Raw genomic sequence first — 18,918 nt, 5'->3', positions numbered from 1 at the left:
TTGCCGTTTTATTAGTAAATCGGTTTACCATTACTGTCTTTGATACTTGTTTTCCATGCTGCACGAATTTGTTCTACAACTTCGGTGGGTAATACTGCGTAATCTAGGTTTTTCGCTTCCTGATTACCTTTGTCATAAGCCCAGTTGAAGAAATTCAGGACTTCTTTACCTTTCACTGCATCTTTTTGTGTTTGATGTACAAGGATAAAGGTGGTTGAAGTAATCGGCCATGCGTTTTCACCTTTCTGATTAGTCAGGTCTTGTGCAAAGCTTTTGCTCCAATCAATTTTTCTTGCCGCAGCACTGAAACTGTCTGCTGTCGGCGCGATTGCTTCGCCGTCAGCGGTGACTAATTTAGTATAAGCAAGATTGTTTTGTTTCGCGTAAGCATATTCAACATAACCAATTGAACCTGGTACACGTTGAACGAATGCTGCGATACCATCATTCCCTTTTCCACCTAAGCCTGTCGGCCATTTAACGGTAGAACCAGCGCCGACTTCATCTTTCCATGTGCTATTTACTTTTGATAAATAACTCGTGAAAACGAAAGATGTTCCTGAACCATCAGCACGACGAATAACCGCGATATTTTGGTCTGGTAATTTTACGCTAGGATTGAGTTTAGTGATGGCAGGATCGTTCCATTTTTGGATCTTGCCTAGATAGATATTACCGATAGTGTCGCCATCTAAGGTCAGCTCACCTGATTTGACTCCAGGAATGTTGACCGCCATAACAACGCCACCAATCACGGTAGGGAATTGAAATAAACCGTCAGCTTGTAATTTGTCGTCTGCTAATGGCGCATCAGAAGCACCAAAATCAACGGTATTTGCAATGATTTGTTTAACACCACCAGAGGAGCCAATGCCTTGGTAGTTAATTTTGTTACCCGTTTCTTTCTGATAGGAATCTGCCCATTTAGCATAAACTGGGGCAGGGAACGTTGCGCCAGCACCAGTCAGCGAGGTCGTTGCCTGTGCAGAAAGAGCGGTCATTGAAAACGCAGCGGCAATGACACTAGTCAGGGTGGTACGCATCAGTTTCATAATCCCTCCTGTGGGATAGGTAGAATAAATTTCGACATCTATCAACTTCGGTTACGGTACGCACAGACAATAGGTCAGTTTGATGACAATTAAATGTCTTAATTGTGACAGTTTTATGACAAAGCGAAAAAATGATGAAATATTTATAGGAGGAGAGAAATTAGAATGGAGGCGGCATAATAGAAAGCACTTCAATACGGGAAATAGAGCGGTCTAATCATCCTCATCTTCGCGCTCTTTTAATGGAAAATTAGCACGAATTAATAACCCGCCTTTAACGCTATCATCAAGCTCAACATAACCCCCATGAGCATCCATAATACGGCGAATAATCGATAATCCTAAACCTGCACCCGTTGAGCTACGGGCTTGTTCACCTTGAACAAAAGGTTGGAAAAGATGTTGTCTATCTTCTTGTGGAATACCAGGGCCATCATCTTCCACTTGGAACCAAGCATATTCTTCATTTTTTCCACTTGAAATGCTTATCCAGCCATTGCCATAGCGAGTGGCATTCACCACCATATTGGCAAGTGCGCGTTTTACAGCAATAGGGTTAGCTGTGATATTAATGGGTTCAGAATAAAGATGTTCTTCACTGATTTTTCCTGAATTAGATTCAGCTGAAATGACTTCTTGCAATAGATTATTCATATCACACAGTTCTAAAGACATCTCTTGACCTGTGCGCATATAGTCTAAGAATTGCCCAATAATGGCATCACAATCTTCAATATCTTTATTGATAGAGTCTGCGAGGTAACTATCTTCGGGACTCATCATTTCGGTTGCTAAACGAATTCGAGTCAGTGGTGTACGCAAATCATGGCTAACACCTGCCATAACAAGCGTTCTATCATTGTCTAATGAGCGAATGCCTGACGACATCTGGTTAAAGGCACGAATAATTGAGCGCATTTCAGAAGAGCCAGATTCAGGAATAGGAGGAGGAATAACACCTTTTCCTATGCGGCGTGCGGCATACTCCACCTCATTGAGTGGGCGATTTTGAAAACGGTTATACAGCCAGAAAAAAGCGACAACGATAATAATAAAAATAATCGCTTGTCGATAAACAGGCAGTAAAAAGTTTTGCCCTAATTCAGTCAGTGGTACGCGGATCCAAAGAGAAGGGGAAATATGTGTATTGACCCATAAAACAGGATATTCCAGCGTGTTTTCGATCCAAATTTCGGTTTTTCCCCCAAGATACTCCGTCATTTGTTCACTTAATTCATCATCTATTTTGGCCCAATAGAGTCCTTCCTCAAGTGCGACTTTTTTATCAAAGAAAGAAATGCCCAATTCGTTATAGATTTTATTGCGTAAGGCGGGGGATATTTTTAGCGGAGTGCCGTCAACTAGGATCAGTTCTTCAGGCATTAACGTGCTTATTTCATACGCTAATACTTTATTAAATTGCTGAAGGCTTGGCCCAACAATAAGGTGCTGCACAACGATATAACTGGCTATCAAGCTAAAAAAAAGTAGCGAAATAACCAGAAATAACGAGCGTGTCAGCTTATTGTGAGGGGAAAGCCTCAGCCTTCTCATTGAACGCTGGTTCCATCAGGAACAAAGACGTAACCAAGACCCCAAACCGTTTGAATGTAACGAGGATGCGTTGGATCTTCTTCAATCATGCGGCGTAAACGAGAAATTTGAACGTCAATTGAACGCTCCATCGCACTGTATTCGCGACCACGAGCAAGGCTCATTAATTTATCACGAGAAAGCGGTTCACGAGGGTGTGATACCAGCACTTTCAATACAGCAAATTCACCACTTGTCAGAGGCATATGCTCTTCTTCGTGGAACATTTCACGTGTACCAAGGTTTAGCTTGAACTTACCAAAAGAGATAATGGCGTTATCTTGTGAAGGTGCGCCAGGTAATTCGTTTGCTTGACGACGAAGAACTGCACGAATACGTGCCAGTAGTTCTCTTGGGTTAAAGGGTTTTGAGATGTAATCATCAGCACCAATTTCAAGTCCAACGATCCTATCAACCTCTTCCCCTTTCGCTGTAACCATAATAATAGGGATAGGGTTGTTTTGGCTTCTTAAGCGGCGGCAAATAGATAAGCCATCTTCACCAGGAAGCATTAAATCGAGCACAATAAGATGGATAGATTCGCGAGTGAGCAGCCGATCCATCTGATCGGCGTTTGCAGCAGTGCGGATTTGAAAACCCTGTTCTGTCAAATAGCGCTCTAAGAGTGAACGCAGACGTAAATCATCATCCACGATTAGCACTTTATAACTTTCTTGCATTTTTTAAGCTCCCGAAGTGCAAATGCTTTTATTAGCGAATTCTATCATTGATAAGAATATTAAACCAAAACCAAAGAATAAATGTTAATAATTTATAGATAAAACTTGTTAATTGGCTCTAGTAAAGGGGATGAAACTATTTATTTATCTTATTCCGAATGGTATTTGATAGATAATACACAGTAATTAACTTCACCACCTGGTGTCTGCACACTAATTTCATCATCAACTTGCTTACCAATAAGCGCTCTGGCAACAGGGGAATCAATAGAAATCCACTGTTTTGCTGGATCAAATTCATCGGGACCCACCAGTCTAAAGGTTTTGATATTTTCGTCATCATCTTCAAGCGTGACCCAAGCACCAAAATAGACTTTTCCTTCTTGGCGAGGGTCTGGGTCAACGATTTTTAGTTCATCAAGACGTTTTGATAAAAAACGAACACGTCTATCAATTTCCCGTAATCGCTTCTTTCCATAAATATATTCAGCATTTTCTGAACGGTCACCTTGTGCCGCTGCTTCTGAAACCGATTGTGTAACACGCGGGCGTTCTTCTTTCCAAAGATATTTTAGCTCTTTGTCTAAGGCATACCAGCCATCACGAGTAATATAGTTACTTTTTGCCATTACGAATAAAAACTATCATCAACATTGAATTTCATAAAGATACTATAGCGTGAATGTTAAAATAATCTGTTAATTTCCTCATAATTGTCGAGCTAGATGGGAAATTTGCCAAATTTTTTTAATGCTCTGCGTGTATAATAGCCATCTTTTTTAACTATTCCTCTCGGTAGGTAAATATTTTATGAATGAATCATTAAGCCGAATTATTGCAGATGAGCTCTCTGTTAAGCCCCAGCAAGTCCTTTCGGCCATAACGTTACTGGATGAAGGGAATACGGTGCCATTTGTTGCCCGTTATCGTAAAGAGGTCACAGGCGGATTAGATGATACGCAATTACGTCAATTAGAAACTCGCCTCGGTTACCTTCGGGAACTCAACGATCGCCGCCAAACAATTTTAAAATCAATTGAAGAACAAGGAAAACTGACGCCAGAACTGCGCTCTTCAATTAATGAAACTCAAAGTAAAACAGAGCTTGAAGATCTCTATCTTCCTTATAAGCCTAAGCGCCGTACTCGTGGTCAGATTGCGATTGAAAATGGATTAGAACCCTTAGCAGATTTACTGTGGAATGAACCACAAAATAATCCAGAAGAAGCGGCAACCGCATATATCAACACCGAAAAAGGTGTTGATGATACGAAAGCGGCTTTAGATGGTGCACGTTATATCTTAATGGAACGCTTTTCAGAAGATGCCGGATTATTGGCGAAAGTTCGTCAATACCTATGGAAAAATGCGCATCTTGTTGCCAAAGTGATTGACGGAAAAGAAGCTGAAGGAGCGAAGTTTAGTGATTATTTTGATCACCATGAGCCTATCGCTAATGTTCCCTCTCATCGTGCGTTAGCTATGTTTCGTGGCCGCAATGAAGGGATCCTTCAATTATCTCTTAACCCAGATCCGCAGTTTGAAGAAGCTCCCAAAGAGAGTTACGGTGAACAACTGGTTACGGAACATTTAGGGCTGCGTTTAAATAATCAACCCGCAGATGGCTGGCGTAAAGCTGTCGTAAGTTGGACTTGGCGCATAAAAGTTTTAATGCATATTGAAACAGAATTGATGAGCCAACTACGAGAAAAAGCGGAAGAAGAAGCGATTAATGTTTTTGCTCGTAACCTTAATGATCTATTGATGGCAGCGCCTGCCGGCATGCGTGCCACAATGGGACTTGATCCTGGTTTACGTACGGGGGTTAAAGTTGCGGTTGTTGATAGTACGGGTAAATTAATTGCCACAGATACAATTTATCCTCACACAGGACAAGCGGATAAAGCGGCGGCAAGTGTAGCCGCGTTATGTATCAAGTATAATGTTGAGTTAGTGGCGATTGGTAATGGTACAGCTTCTCGTGAAACCGAACGCTTTTTTGCTGAAACAGTAAAACGCTATCCAGAAGTAAAAGCACAAAAAGTGATTGTCAGTGAAGCGGGTGCTTCTGTGTATTCAGCGTCAGAGCTTGCAGCTAATGAATTCCCTGATTTAGATGTTTCTATCCGTGGTGCGGTTTCTATCGCGCGCCGTTTACAAGATCCTCTGGCTGAACTTGTAAAAATTGATCCTAAATCAATTGGTGTGGGTCAATATCAGCACGATGTTAGCCAAACATTATTAGCGAGAAAACTTGATACTGTCGTTGAAGACTGTGTGAATGGCGTTGGTGTTGACTTAAATACAGCATCAGTACCGTTATTAACGCGAGTTGCAGGGCTTAGCCAATCAATTGCTCAAAATATTATTAACTGGCGCGATGAAAACGGTCGTTTTGTTGATAGAAAACAGTTACTCAAAGTGGCGCGTTTAGGGCCGAAAGCTTTTGAGCAATGTGCTGGTTTCTTACGTATTCGTGATGGTAAAAATCCGCTTGATGCCTCAACAGTTCACCCAGAAGCGTATCCTATTGTTGAAAATATTCTGCAATCTACCCATCAAAAAATTGATGATTTAATGGGTAACAGCGCTTTAATTTCACAAGTAGACGCAAGAGCATTTATTACGGAGCAATTTGGTCTACCAACGATTAATGACATCTTAAAAGAGTTAGCAAAACCGGGGCGCGACCCACGTCCAGAGTTTAAAACTGCGACTTTTGCTGAAGGTGTCGAAACAATGAATGACTTAGTCAGTGGTATGATCCTTGAAGGCACGGTGACTAATGTAACTAATTTCGGTGCATTTGTTGATATCGGTGTACACCAAGATGGTTTGGTTCATATCTCTTCTTTAGCTGATCGATTTATTGAAGATCCACATACTGTGGTGAAAACCGGAGATATTGTTAAAGTTAAAGTGCTTGAGGTTGATTTAGCTCGTAAACGTATTGCACTGACTATGCGTTTAGATGAAGTCGCGGGTGATAGTGATAAGAAGCCATCATCATCAAATACCCCGAATTCTATTAGGAATAACAAAGGGCAAAAACCCGCCCGTAATAACCGTCAGCCAATGAATAATGGTAATAATGCAGGAAATAGTGCGATGGGTGATGCTTTAGCCGCCGCATTTGGAAAAAAACGCTAATAGCGCATTTATTGCTACCGTATTAGTCGGTAAAAAGAACGAAAATAATGGGCGTGATATAACCAATATTGGTTATATCACGTTTTTTATTACACCTTATTTAGATTCTTTCTGTAGATAAAGATATTTATAAGAACTAATTAAATAGCAAAGTAATATAAATTATCTTCTATTTTTTATAGGTTTAATTTTAAGCTGACTTAAGGGATATTGAAAAAATAATAGATAAAGCATTCTCTGTTTTATCTCTATATTTATTTGTTATTATTTTTATCACCCATCGTCTATTCTCCCCGTCGCCGATTGCCTTTATATTATCAAATAAGAGTTGGTAGCCTTTTAACCTTATTATCACTGAGGTTTTAAGAGTGACGCCCTCGAGCTAAAACTGAAAAGCATTATTTCCGTTTATATCAACTCTTCTATTAATTAATAGAATGAATATCTATGGGTTTATTTCACCTTTATTGGGTTATTAATATGAATTTAAATAAATTATCGTTGGGTTTGATCATGATTTCTGCTTCATTACTCGCAGGGTGTGCATCAGAATCTTCACGCTCTTTAGAAGTGGCTAAAGTAGCAACCTATAACACGACTTATACTGGTGCAAAAAGCGCTATTTCTATTGGTAAGTTTGATAACCGTTCTAGTTATATGAATGGGATCTTCTCTGATGGCGTTGATAGATTAGGAAATCAATCCAAAACTATTTTAATGACGCACTTGCAACAAACAGGGCGTTTTAATGTATTAGACAGAGCCAATTTATCTGAACTAAAAGAAGAAGCCGGCATTAAAGGGCAAAGCCAACAATTGAAAGGCGCTACTTATGTGATTACTGGTGATGTGACAGAATTTGGCCGTAAAGAAGTCGGTGATCGTCAATTATTCGGTATTTTAGGTCGCGGTAAAACACAAGTTGCTTACGCTAAAGTGAATTTAAACGTTGTGAATGTAAATACATCCGAAGTGGTGTTCTCGTCTCAAGGGGCGGGTGAATACGAGCTTTCTAACCGTGAAATCATTGGGTTTGGTGGAACAGCAAGCTATGACTCAACACTGAACGGTAAAGTGCTTGATTTAGCTATTCGTGAAGCGGTTAATAACTTAGTTGCAGGTATTGAGAGCAATGCTTGGCAGCCTTCAAAATAATGCACCTTTATAGGGATATAACGATGTCTAAATCATTAATAAGCCTTGTTTTGGGGGCATTATTACTGACGGGCTGTGCAAGTGGCCCTAAACCGCTTTATAACTGGGACAGTTATCAACAAGTGGTATATCAGCACTATCAACAAAGTGAAAGTGATCCTCAAGCACAAATTGATGCATTGAAGAAAAGTATTGAGCTTTCTCGTGCTAAATCATTAGGTATTCCACCAGGATTACATGCGCATTTAGGGATGTTATATGGTGCGACGGGTGCGTTAGATTTAGCGATGGCAGAATTTAATGAAGAAAAAGTACTTTACCCTGAATCAGCAGAATTTATGGATCGCCTGATGAAAAATAAAGGAATGCAAAAATGAGTCGCTTATTCACTTTAATTTGCTTGGCTTTTGCATTGGTATTAACGGGGTGCGCCCAGCCTGTTAAAACAGATTACACTGCATTTAAACAGAGTAAACCAAAAAGTATTTTAGTCTTAGTGCCTCAAAACCACACAACGGAAGTCGGAGCCGGGCACAGTTTCTTATCTCAAGTGACATATCCTTTGGCTGAAGCAGGATATTATGTTTTTCCTGTTGCTGTCGTTGAAGAGACATTTAAGCACAATGGTTTATCCATGGCAGGGGATATTCATGCAGTAAGCCCTAATAAACTACGTGAAATCTTTGGTGCTGATGCTGTCTTATACTTAGATATCACAGAGTTTGGAACGTCATATCAAATTATTTCTAGTGATACGCGAGTGACTGTGACTGCTAAGCTTGTTGACCTTCATAATGGTGGTGTGTTGTGGAGCCGTTCTGCAACGGCATCAAGTACGGAAACAGACGGTTCATCAGGTAGTTTAGTCGGGATGCTGGTTTCAGCTGTTGTGAATCAAATTGTGAATACAGTATCAGACAAAAGCTACCAAATTGCAGGCATAACAAGTGTACGTTTACTTTCAGCAGGAAATGCGAACGGTATTCTATATGGTCCTCGTTCTCCTCGTTATGGTAAAGATGCTGAATAAGCAAATGCAATAAAATAAGCATAATAATGAAAAGGCTCTGTTTAATTAGTTTAAAATAAGCAGAGCCTTATTTTATTTACAGATAATAATCATTCTTATTTGATGTTGGGAAATTTATCACAGAATAAGTATAAAAGAGGGAGTAAATAAAAAAGAGGGGTTGTTATTGAAAAGATAAACCATCCTTGGTTGCTAGTCCGTTTCCTTCCGTGGTTAATAATCCATAATTCGGGTATATAAAAGAGACTGATTAAATAAGAGAAACGTCAATTAGAATAAGATAAGGTATGGGGGATGCTATCTTTCCTTGTAATATAGCGACCTTTATTCTTTAAATAGTCCTCAAATTTAAATCAAAACACGACTTAGTTGGATATTAATCAATGTTTGCCTCTAGGATATGTAATATTATAATTTAGGTAAAGATATAATTGTTACTATTATTAGAATCATCGAATTAAGAGGGAATAAAAGAATAATAAAATTAATATAACGAGATATTTAATTAATTTAAATCGTATTTTGAGTAATATATCGTTTTAAACTCGGTGTAAAAGTTATCTTCAAATCTTCCTCGATGAATTTAAACGACTAACATATTGAATAAACTTAAATTATTCATGAATATCTTTAATGAATAAGACTATTTTTACATAATGTGATTTACATCACGTCGTATATTTGAGTGTTATCGACTATCAATAAAAAAATAGGGATTTATACGATACCTCTTTCGATCATATTCAGTTCCCGATTTATTGGTTACACTATTCTTTCAGATACTCATAATGTCTGTTTGCTGGTATGAAATATCAGCGGTTCACTTTTGGAAGGTAGAGGCATGTCAGAACAAACAATTATTTGGGATCTTGACCTGATCCATAAGTATAACTATTCAGGTCCTCGCTATACATCATACCCAACAGCATTAGAGTTTAATCAGCAATATGGTGATGATGATTTTATCAAAGCGACTCAACGTTATCTTGAGCGCCCTTTATCGCTTTATATTCATATCCCTTTCTGCCATAAGCTGTGCTATTTCTGTGGCTGTAATAAAATTATTACACGCCATAAACATAAAGCAGATGAATATCTTGATGTTTTAGAAAAAGAAATTATTAACAGAGCACGCTATTTTAAAGACAGAAAAGTGACTCAAATGCATTGGGGTGGGGGTACACCTACTTTTCTGGATAAGCAACAAATTAGCCGATTGGTTTCGCTATTACGTCACCATTTTCATTTTGTTGATAATGCCGAACTCTCTATTGAAATAGATCCTCGTGAAATTGAACTAGATGTTATCGACCATCTACGTCATGAAGGATTTAATCGCCTGAGTATGGGGGTGCAAGATTTCAATAAAGAAGTGCAACAGAAAGTCAATCGTGAGCAAGATGAAGCGTTTATTTTTGCATTGGTAGAGCGTGCGCGTGATGTGGGTTTTCACTCCACCAGCATTGACTTAATTTATGGCTTACCTAAGCAAACCAAAGAGCGTTTTGCCTTTACATTAAAACGCGTTATTGAATTATCACCAGATAGATTGAGTGTTTTTAATTATGCGCATTTACCTAATTTATTCGCGGCTCAGCGTAAAATTAAAGATGAAGATCTCCCTTTAGCAGAAGAAAAGTTAGAAATATTACAAGAGACGATTTCTACACTGACAACAAACGGTTATCAGTTTATTGGTATGGATCACTTTGCTAAACCTGATGATGAATTAGCGGTTGCTCAGCGTAAAGGTATTTTACACCGTAATTTCCAAGGCTATACCACTCATGAAGAGTGTGATCTATTAGGCATGGGAGTTTCTGCAATAAGTATGTTAGGTGATAACTATGCGCAAAATGAAAAAGTATTGAAAGAGTATTATGCGCGAGTCAATAGTGAAGGAAATGCATTATGGCGAGGTTTATCTCTGACTAATGATGATTGTATTCGCCGTGATGTGATTAAAACCTTAATTTGTAATTTTAGTCTGCATTTTTCTGATATTGAAAAAATGCACAATATTGTCTTTCATGACTATTTTAAAGAAGACTTAGAATTACTTGTGCCAATGAAGGATGATGGCTTAGTTGAAATAACCGTAGACAGCATTCAAGTTACACCACGAGGACGTTTGCTTATTCGTAATATTTGTATGTGTTTTGATACGTATTTACGAAATCAAATGCGCCAACGTCAATTCTCGCGTGTAATTTAAATACAAAAGAGGGTATATACTCTAAATCATTCGAGTTGCAGGTAGGCGGCAAGCAAAGATATCCCGATGAGCATACTCATGTATGTGATTCGGGTACCTGAGCGTAGACAACACCCTTGCAACTTGAAGGATGACGAATATAGAGGGTTAATACTCCTCTATCCCTAACTCTTTTAATTTGCGTGTTAGTGTATTTCTACCCCAACCGAGCAATCGCGCTGCATCTTGTTTATGCCCTTGCGTATATGCCAAGGCACTGAGTAATAGTGTGCGCTCAAATTGAGGTAGCGCATCTGTTAGGATGTTTTCTTTCCCTTCCCCTAATGCTTCATCAGCCCATAATGAAAGATGTTGTGACCAATGTTGAGAAGGCGCAATTCGATTGATATTTTTTGCTTTCTCATCCGGTTGGCGAATTTCTTGTGGTAAATCTTGAGGCATAATCTCTTGGCTTGCCGTCATTACCGTTAACCAGCGACACACATTCTCTAATTGTCTGACGTTACCTGACCAGTTGTATTCCATCATTATTTGCAAACTTTGCTGATGTAGAACTTTGGCTTCCACGCCCAATTCTTTTGCTGTTTTTTGCAGAAAATAGCGCGCTAAGCTGGGAATATCCTCTGTTCTATCGCGTAATGGTGGTAACTGAATGCGTATGACATTGAGTCGATGATAGAGATCTTCACGAAAATCACCTGCTTGAACTCGTTTTTCTAAGTCTTGATGTGTAGCCGCAATAATACGCACATCGACTTTTACAGGGGCATAACCGCCTACTCGATAAAATTGCCCTTCAGCCAGGACTCGCAGTAAACGTGTTTGAATATCAAGAGGCATATCGCCAATTTCATCAAGAAATAGTGAACCGCCATTCGCTTGTTCAAATCGGCCTTGGCGTACTTGAGAGGCGCCTGTAAATGCCCCTTTTTCGTGACCAAAAAGCTCTGATTCAATCAAATCTTTAGGAATAGCCGCCATATTTAAGGCGATAAAAGGAGAGGACGCTCTTGGACTGTGGCGATGTAATGCATGTGCCACTAGCTCTTTTCCTGTACCCGATTCCCCATTAATAAGAACACTAATTGAGGAGCGAGAAAGCCGACCAATAATACGGTAAACCTCTTGCATTGCAGGTGCTTCACCAATCATATCTGTCACTGATTGTAGCGAGGTTTCATCGGTATTGGGTCGTTTTTGTTCGCGATAATGAGTTATGGCACGGTCAATTAATGCCAATGTTTCGTCGATATCGAACGGCTTTGGTAAGTAATCAAAAGCTCCTTGTTGATAGGCATTAACCGCAGCATCGAGATCAGAATGTGCCGTCATGATAATAACGGGCAGAGTGGGATATTGTTCTTTAATTATTTTTAAAAGAGATAAACCATCAATATCAGGCATACGAATGTCTGATAACAACACATCAGGTATTTCTGTATTGAGTGCATTAAGCACATCATTCGCATGTTCAAAGGCTTTACAAGACATGCCTTCACGAGAAATGGCACGTTCAAGTACCCAGCGAATAGAGCTGTCATCATCAACAACCCATACATTTCCTTTTTGCATTGGTTATCTCCTACTTAATTGGTAAATAAATAGAAAATTCAGTATTTCCGGGCCAACTGGTAAATTCAATTTTACCTGCATGTTGATCCACTAAATTACGCGCAATAGAGAGTCCCAATCCATTTCCACCTTCTCTACCACTCACCATGGGATAAAAAAGCGTGTCTTGTAGATGAGGAGGAATACCATCACCAGTATCAATCACATCTATACGGGCAACAAGGCGATGACGTTCGCCATGAAGTGTGATTTGAAAAGCAGTACGGGTACGCAAAATAATCGTCCCTCCTGTTTTTTCAACGGCTTGTAAGGCGTTGCGCGTAATATTTAGGAGTACTTGTTCTATTTGATCTGGGTAATGTGATAACTCAGGTAAGCTGGGATCGTAATCTTTTAGCAAGGTGACATTGTCAGGGCATTCGAGCGAAATAAGCTGCGCAACGCGCTCAACAACATGGTGAATACTCTGATGTGTTTTTGTCCCTGGATGTTGGGGACCGAGTAATCTGTCCACCAGCACACGTAAGCGATCGGCTTGTTCAATAATGACTTGCGTATATTCCGTTAAAGCAGGATCAGGTAAGGATTTTGCTAGCAATTGAGCCGCACCCCGTAATCCTCCCAACGGATTTTTAATTTCATGTGCCAGCCCCCTAACCAATTCCCTAGCAGCCATTTGCTGTGCTTGTTGTATCTGCTCTTGGCTTAACCGGCGTTGACTATCCATAGGCGCCAGCTCCAGCAAAATATGTTGCTCGGAAATAGGTTGGGCACTGAGCGACATTGTGTGTGATTGGTTATTGACAACCAAAATCACTTCATTGTCGGTAAAGCTTTGTCCATTCGCTAATGTTTCACGCATTAAATCAGCATCAAAAGAGTAATAACTGAAAAGGGCAGTGAAAGGTGTTTCAAATAATTTTCGACGGCTTTGTGCTAAAACCTGTAACGCAGAATGATTTGCGTAGCAAATAATAAACTCTTTGTTGATAACCAATACTGAGTGTATCAATGAGTCTAAAATTAATGAGTTATCAGGTAAGTCTGCCGTTTCCATATTGAATACCCCCATTGCACCATTTTAGTGCATCTTACCTTTATTACATTAATGAACCAATGCGTAAGTGAAAAGACTGACTCCTTAAATGGGAGAAAAGTGCCCATCCGAAGATGGGCAAAATAGCTTCACGGCAAAAAAAACAGTTTTACATCTAGGCTTAAGTGTTTATCAGTAAAAATAGTCTTAAGCGCTGTAATACATTTCAAATTCAAGAGGATGCGGAGCCATACGTACACGTTGAACATCAGCACGTAATAATTCTAAATAAGCATCAATAGCATCATCAGTAAATACACCGCCGCGGGTTAAGAATTCACGATCGGCATTTAATGTGTTTAATGCTTCTTCTAATGAACCTGCGACAGTTGGGATCTCTTTCGCTTCTTCTGGCGGTAAGTCATAGAGGTTTTTATCCATAGCATCACCAGGGTGAATTTTATTGATAATTCCATCAAGACCCGCCATTAACTGCGCGGCAAACGCCAAATAAGGGTTTGCTAAAGGATCTGGGAAACGGACTTCAATACGGCGTGCTTTCATACTAGCAACCACTGGAATACGAATTGACGCTGAACGGTTACGTGCAGAGTAAGCTAGCATTACAGGGGCTTCAAAACCCGGAACTAAACGTTTGTAAGAGTTTGTGGTTGGGTTAGTAAAAGCATTTAATGCACGAGCGTGTTTGATAATACCACCAATGTAATACAGCGCCATTTCAGATAATCCGCCGTATTTATCACCTGCAAACAGGTTTACACCGTTTTTAGACAGTGACATATGGCAGTGCATACCTGAACCGTTATCACCCACTAATGGTTTTGGCATAAAGGTCGCTGTTTTACCAAATACGTGAGCCACGTTTTGTACCACGTATTTATAAATTTGGGTTTCATCTGCTTTTTTGGTCATGGTATTAAAGCGAGTAGCCACTTCATTTTGACCTGCTGTGGCAACTTCATGGTGATGAGCTTCAACAACTAAGCCCATTTCTTCCATGATATTACACATGGTAGAACGAATATCTTGTGATGAGTCTACTGGTGGCAGTGGGAAATACCCCCCTTTCACCATCGGGCGGTGGCCTTTGTTGCCGTCTTCATATTTGGTATTGGTGTTCCATGCCGCTTCAATATCGTTGATAGCGTAAGATGCGCCGGAAATATCGTTTTTGAAACGAATATCATCAAATAGGAAGAATTCTGGTTCTGGCCCAAACAGCACTGTGTCTGCGATGCCACTCGATTTTAAATAGTCTTCAGCACGTTTTGAGATAGAACGAGGGTCGCGATCGTAACCTTGCATTGTGCCTGGCTCTAAAACGTCACAACGAATAATCAGAGTTGGATCTTGGAAAAATGGGTCAAGCATTGCAGTTGTTGCATCTGGCATCAGCACCATGTCTGATTCGTTAATGCCTTTCCAGCCACCAATAGAAGAACCATCGAACATTTTTCCTTCTTCAAAGAAATCATCGTTAACCTGATGAGCCGGAATAGTAAGATGTTGTTCTTTACCGCGGGTATCAGTGAAACGTAAGTCAATATATCTAACTTTATGTTCTTCAATCATGGATAACACATGTTCAAGGGACATAGGAACTCTCCTGGCGAATGGTTTTATTGAGTGCAGTGGCCTTACACATTTTTCGGTGAATTTTTTGCTCACCTAAATTCTATTGCGAAAAGCATGCCAACTTATCTAAAAAGGGATATATACTGTATTGATGAAGTTTAGTGTAGAATATCTCCTGTGATTTTTTAATTATTGCACAAAGTTGGTGCAAATTAAGCCTAAATACTTGCACTGTTTTGGTGCAATCGAACGGATGCTACTAAATTCTGAGGCGTGAAAAGGATCACAATTCAATTAATTGCATATTGTTAAGCAATCATTATTGTGATCTTGTTTAGTCTCTCGTCTAAAGCGTGTACAATACTGCGCTTATTTCTACAATGCCTGAGGCAAATTTTGTGATCGAAAACTTGCGTAATATCGCCATCATCGCCCACGTTGACCATGGTAAAACTACTATCGTTGATAAATTACTACAGCAATCTGGTACGTTCGGCGAACGTGAAACCGTTGCTGAGCGCGTGATGGACTCAAATGATCTCGAAAGAGAGCGCGGAATTACTATTCTTGCGAAAAATACAGCGATTAAATGGAATGACTATCGTATCAATATCGTAGATACCCCAGGACACGCCGACTTCGGTGGTGAGGTAGAACGCGTTATGTCTATGGTAGACAGCGTTCTATTGCTGGTTGACGCGATGGATGGCCCAATGCCACAAACTCGTTTTGTGACACAAAAAGCGTTTGCTAACAACTTAAAACCCATTGTTGTTATCAATAAAGTTGACCGCCCTGGTGCGCGTCCAGACTGGGTTGTTGATCAGGTATTTGACCTGTTCGTAAACTTAGGCGCAACTGACGAACAACTTGATTTCCCAATTATCTATGCATCTGCATTAAACGGTATTGCGGGAACAGATTACAATGACATGGCTGAAGATATGACTCCGTTATATGAAGCTATTGTCAAATATGTAGAACCACCAAAAGTTGATCTGGAAGGTACATTCCAGATGCAAATTTCTCAGTTGGACTACAACAACTACCTAGGTGTTATCGGTATTGGTCGTATCAAGCGTGGTAAGGTTAAACCTAACCAGCAAGTGACTATCATCGATAGCGAAGGTAAAACGCGTAACGGTAAAGTCGGTAAAGTGTTAGGTCACTTAGGCTTAGAACGTATTGAAGTTGAAGTTGCAGAAGCTGGCGATATTATCGCAATCACAGGCTTAGGCGAACTGAATATTTCTGACACGATCTGCGAAACAGGTGCTGTTGAAGCATTACCTGCATTAGCCGTTGATGAACCAACTGTTAGCATGTATTTCTGTGTTAATACTTCACCTTTCTGTGGTCGTGAAGGTAAGTTTGTGACTTCTCGTCAGATTTTAGATCGTCTGAAAAAAGAGTTAGTCCATAACGTAGCATTACGTGTAGAAGAAACTGAAGATCCAGATGCATTCCGTGTATCAGGTCGTGGTGAGCTTCACCTGTCAGTTCTGATTGAAAATATGCGTCGTGAAGGTTACGAATTAGGTGTATCTCGTCCTAAAGTTATCTTCCGTGATATTGACGGTCGCAAACAAGAGCCTTTCGAACAAGTTACTATCGATATTGAAGAACAGCACCAAGGTGATGTGATGCAAGCGATGGGTGAGCGTAAAGGCGAAATGCGTGATATGCAACCAGATGGTAAAGGACGTGTACGTTTAGACTACATCATCCCTAGCCGTGGTCTGATTGGTTTCCGTACTGAATTTATGACCATGACATCAGGTACTGGTTTACTGTATGCAACATTCAGCCACTATGATGATGTTCGTCCAGGTGAAATCGGTCGCCGTAATAACGGTGTTATGATCTCTAATGGCCAAGGTAAAGCCGTTGCTTACGCACTGTATAGCTTACAAGACCGCGGTAAATTATTCGTTACTCATGGTGCAGAAGTTTATGAAGGCCAAGTCATTGGTATTCATACTCGCTCTAATGACTTAACAGTAAACTGTTTAACAGGTAAAAAGCTGACTAACATGCGTGCTTCTGGTACAGATGAGGCGACAACGCTGACTCCACACCTGAAACAAACATTAGAACAAGCATTAGAATTTATTGATGACGATGAGTTAGTTGAAGTGACTCCGCAGTCTATTCGTCTGCGTAAGCGTTATCTGTCAGAAAACGATCGTCGTCGTGCTTACCGTAGCAAAGACTAATTCGTTATTCTGATAACATAATGCTTAGGGCGCGTTTAGCGCCCTGAGTTTATACTCGTCATACTTCAAGTTACAGAGGTGTTGACTATGTTCAACTAGTCGAGTCACATAGTTTATCTATGTTCTTCGCCTATCTTTATTGTTGCCTACCTGTAACTTAAATTATTTAGAGTATCTGGTACTACTAGTCGTACTATAAGACGAATGCGGTGGAAAATTTGCCACCGCATAAGTTTTACGCTTCCTTTCTATCTTTTTTTATCTCTACCTGATGTTCTGTAAACCCAGCCTTTCAGTGAACTACATCTTAAAAGTTAAACTCTTTTTGTCTCACTTTTCCTCACCCCCTCTTCTGGTTTTCTGTATGACAAAAAAATTAAGTGTGATTATTGTACTTTTTTAGCGTTTAAGCCTGTTCAGTAAAGCGATTTATGATTAAAGTAAAATGAGTTTTCTATTATGGAGAGGATTTATGCTTTATATCTTTGATATGGGTAATGTGATTATTGATATCGATTTTAACCGAGTATTCGCAGTATGGAGTAAGCTGAGTGGTGTTCCATTAGCAAGCATAAAAAAGAATTTCACAGCAGGCGAAGTTTTTAAATTACATGAGCGCGGTAATATTACAGATATCGAATTTGCTGAAGAAATTAACTCAGAACTTGGTATGAATTTGAGTTTTGAGCAATTTGCTGAAGGATGGCAGGCTATTTTTATCGCAGTACGACCTGAAGTCATTGATATAATGAATAAATTAAGAGAGCAAGGACATCGGGTTGTGGTGTTATCAAATACAAATCGCTTGCATCATGATTACTGGCCTGAACACTACCCTGAAATTGCGGCTTCTGCTGATTTTCTCTATCTGTCGCAAGATCTTGGCATGAGAAAACCTGATCCTGAACTCTTTAAGTATGTTTTAGAATCTGAAGATGTTGAAGCACAAGATACCGTTTTCTTTGATGATGTAAAAGCCAATGTTGATGCAGCCATTGCTGTGGGTATAAAAGGTGTACATGTCATTGATAAACAGACCGTCATTGACTACTTCAAAGATTATGATTTTTCTCTCCCAGTAGAAGAATAATGCTATTGTAAGGATAACAATGGATTGAATTTGTTATCCTTTTTTATTGATTTATTTTGGAGAGAGTATGATCGCGTTAATTCAACGAGTGACACAGGCAAAAGTGGATATTGCAGGTGAAACAGTCGGCGCTATTCATCAAGGTTTATTGGTTTTATTAGGTGTAGAGAAAGACGACAACGAACAGAAAGCCAAAAGATTATGTGAGAAAGTATGCGGCTATCGCGTATTTAGCGATGAAAATGACAAGATGAACCTAAATGTGCAACAAGCCGGTGGTGCTTTATTAGTTGTCTCTCAATTCACACTTGCTGCGGAAACACAAAAAGGAATGCGTCCAGGATTTTCGAACGGTGCCCCCCCAGAATTAGCGAAAAATCTTTATCACTACTTTATTGAACAGTGTCAGCAACAAGGTTTAGAAACACAAACAGGCCAATTTGCCGCGGATATGCAAATCACACTGACTAATGACGGCCCAGTCACCTTTTGGTTGCAGGTATAACGTCAAACGTACAGTGATGTTAAAAGGA

Annotated in this window: 15 protein-coding genes; 8 read left to right on the top strand and 7 right to left on the bottom strand. The window is 39.8% G+C overall.

All coding sequences use genetic code 11. From position 1 onward, the window contains the following. Positions 1-11: 11 nt before the first annotated feature. The 4 genes from pstS to greB form a co-directional block, all read right to left on the bottom strand. Positions 12-1,052: a phosphate ABC transporter substrate-binding protein PstS gene (pstS, locus tag B6258_RS15550; RefSeq protein ID WP_099076009.1), complete on the bottom strand. Its 1,041-nt coding sequence runs from the start codon at positions 1,050-1,052 to the stop codon at positions 12-14. Positions 1,053-1,265: 213 nt separating this feature from the next. Then, positions 1,266-2,606: a two-component system sensor histidine kinase EnvZ gene (envZ, locus tag B6258_RS15545; protein WP_099076008.1), complete on the bottom strand. Its 1,341-nt coding sequence runs from the start codon at positions 2,604-2,606 to the stop codon at positions 1,266-1,268. Next, entirely contained in the window at positions 2,603-3,325 is a 723-nt protein-coding gene (gene ompR / locus B6258_RS15540) for an osmolarity response regulator transcription factor OmpR (protein ID WP_023583230.1), read from the bottom strand. Before ompR ends, envZ begins: the two co-directional genes overlap by 4 nt. A 149-nt stretch (positions 3,326-3,474) precedes the next feature. After that, positions 3,475-3,954: a transcription elongation factor GreB gene (gene greB, locus B6258_RS15535; RefSeq protein ID WP_099076007.1), complete on the bottom strand. Its 480-nt coding sequence runs from the start codon at positions 3,952-3,954 to the stop codon at positions 3,475-3,477. Positions 3,955-4,135: 181 nt separating this feature from the next. Here greB and B6258_RS15530 point away from each other — a divergent pair, with 181 nt between their 5' ends. The 5 genes from B6258_RS15530 (at position 4,136) to hemN (ending at position 10,875) form a co-directional block, all read left to right on the top strand. Continuing rightward, positions 4,136-6,475: a Tex family protein gene (locus B6258_RS15530; RefSeq protein ID WP_099076006.1), complete on the top strand. Its 2,340-nt coding sequence runs from the start codon at positions 4,136-4,138 to the stop codon at positions 6,473-6,475. Between the two features lie 480 nt (positions 6,476-6,955). Then, positions 6,956-7,630: a CsgG/HfaB family protein gene (locus tag B6258_RS15525; protein ID WP_099076143.1), complete on the top strand. Its 675-nt coding sequence runs from the start codon at positions 6,956-6,958 to the stop codon at positions 7,628-7,630. Positions 7,631-7,653: 23 nt separating this feature from the next. Then, complete coding sequence (locus B6258_RS15520; RefSeq protein WP_023583233.1) at positions 7,654-8,007, top strand: DUF4810 domain-containing protein; 354 nt, start codon at positions 7,654-7,656, stop codon at positions 8,005-8,007. Next, on the top strand, positions 8,004-8,660 hold the full coding sequence (locus B6258_RS15515; protein ID WP_099076005.1) for a DUF799 domain-containing protein: 657 nt from the start codon (positions 8,004-8,006) through the stop codon (positions 8,658-8,660). The genes B6258_RS15520 and B6258_RS15515 overlap by 4 nt, the downstream gene beginning before the upstream one ends. 841 nt (positions 8,661-9,501) lie before the next feature. Beyond that, positions 9,502-10,875: an oxygen-independent coproporphyrinogen III oxidase gene (gene hemN / locus B6258_RS15510; RefSeq protein WP_099076004.1), complete on the top strand. Its 1,374-nt coding sequence runs from the start codon at positions 9,502-9,504 to the stop codon at positions 10,873-10,875. A 147-nt stretch (positions 10,876-11,022) separates the two neighbouring features. On the opposite strand, the gene glnG is transcribed toward hemN, so the two are convergent. The 3 genes from glnG to glnA form a co-directional block, all read right to left on the bottom strand. Then, positions 11,023-12,447, bottom strand: a complete 1,425-nt coding sequence (gene glnG / locus B6258_RS15505; RefSeq protein WP_099076003.1) for a nitrogen regulation protein NR(I) — start codon at positions 12,445-12,447, stop codon at positions 11,023-11,025. 10 nt (positions 12,448-12,457) lie between these two features. Then, the gene (gene glnL / locus B6258_RS15500) at positions 12,458-13,504 is read right to left on the bottom strand and encodes a nitrogen regulation protein NR(II) (RefSeq protein ID WP_099076002.1); all 1,047 of its coding nucleotides are present in this window, start codon (positions 13,502-13,504) and stop codon (positions 12,458-12,460) included. Positions 13,505-13,690: 186 nt separating this feature from the next. Continuing rightward, positions 13,691-15,100 (bottom strand): glutamate--ammonia ligase, encoded by a 1,410-nt coding sequence (gene glnA, locus B6258_RS15495; protein ID WP_088494326.1) that lies wholly within the window; start codon positions 15,098-15,100, stop codon positions 13,691-13,693. Between the two features lie 359 nt (positions 15,101-15,459). On the opposite strand from glnA, the gene typA reads away from it, so the two are divergent. From typA to dtd, 3 genes are all read left to right on the top strand, one after another. Beyond that, entirely contained in the window at positions 15,460-17,295 is a 1,836-nt protein-coding gene (typA, locus tag B6258_RS15490; RefSeq protein WP_099076001.1) for a ribosome-dependent GTPase TypA, read from the top strand. A 472-nt stretch (positions 17,296-17,767) separates the two neighbouring features. Beyond that, the gene (gene yihX, locus B6258_RS15485; protein WP_099076000.1) at positions 17,768-18,385 is read left to right on the top strand and encodes a glucose-1-phosphatase; all 618 of its coding nucleotides are present in this window, start codon (positions 17,768-17,770) and stop codon (positions 18,383-18,385) included. A 67-nt stretch (positions 18,386-18,452) separates the two neighbouring features. Next, a complete protein-coding gene (gene dtd, locus B6258_RS15480) occupies positions 18,453-18,890 on the top strand; it encodes a D-aminoacyl-tRNA deacylase (protein ID WP_099075999.1) in 438 nt (145 codons plus the stop codon). Positions 18,891-18,918: the final 28 nt, after the last annotated feature.

It is taken from the genome of Proteus alimentorum (genome assembly GCF_002607735.1).
In the GTDB taxonomy this organism is placed as follows: domain Bacteria; phylum Pseudomonadota; class Gammaproteobacteria; order Enterobacterales; family Enterobacteriaceae; genus Proteus; species Proteus alimentorum.
Note: the sequence above shows the minus strand (reverse complement) of the source record. Positions and strands in the feature narration are given on the sequence as shown.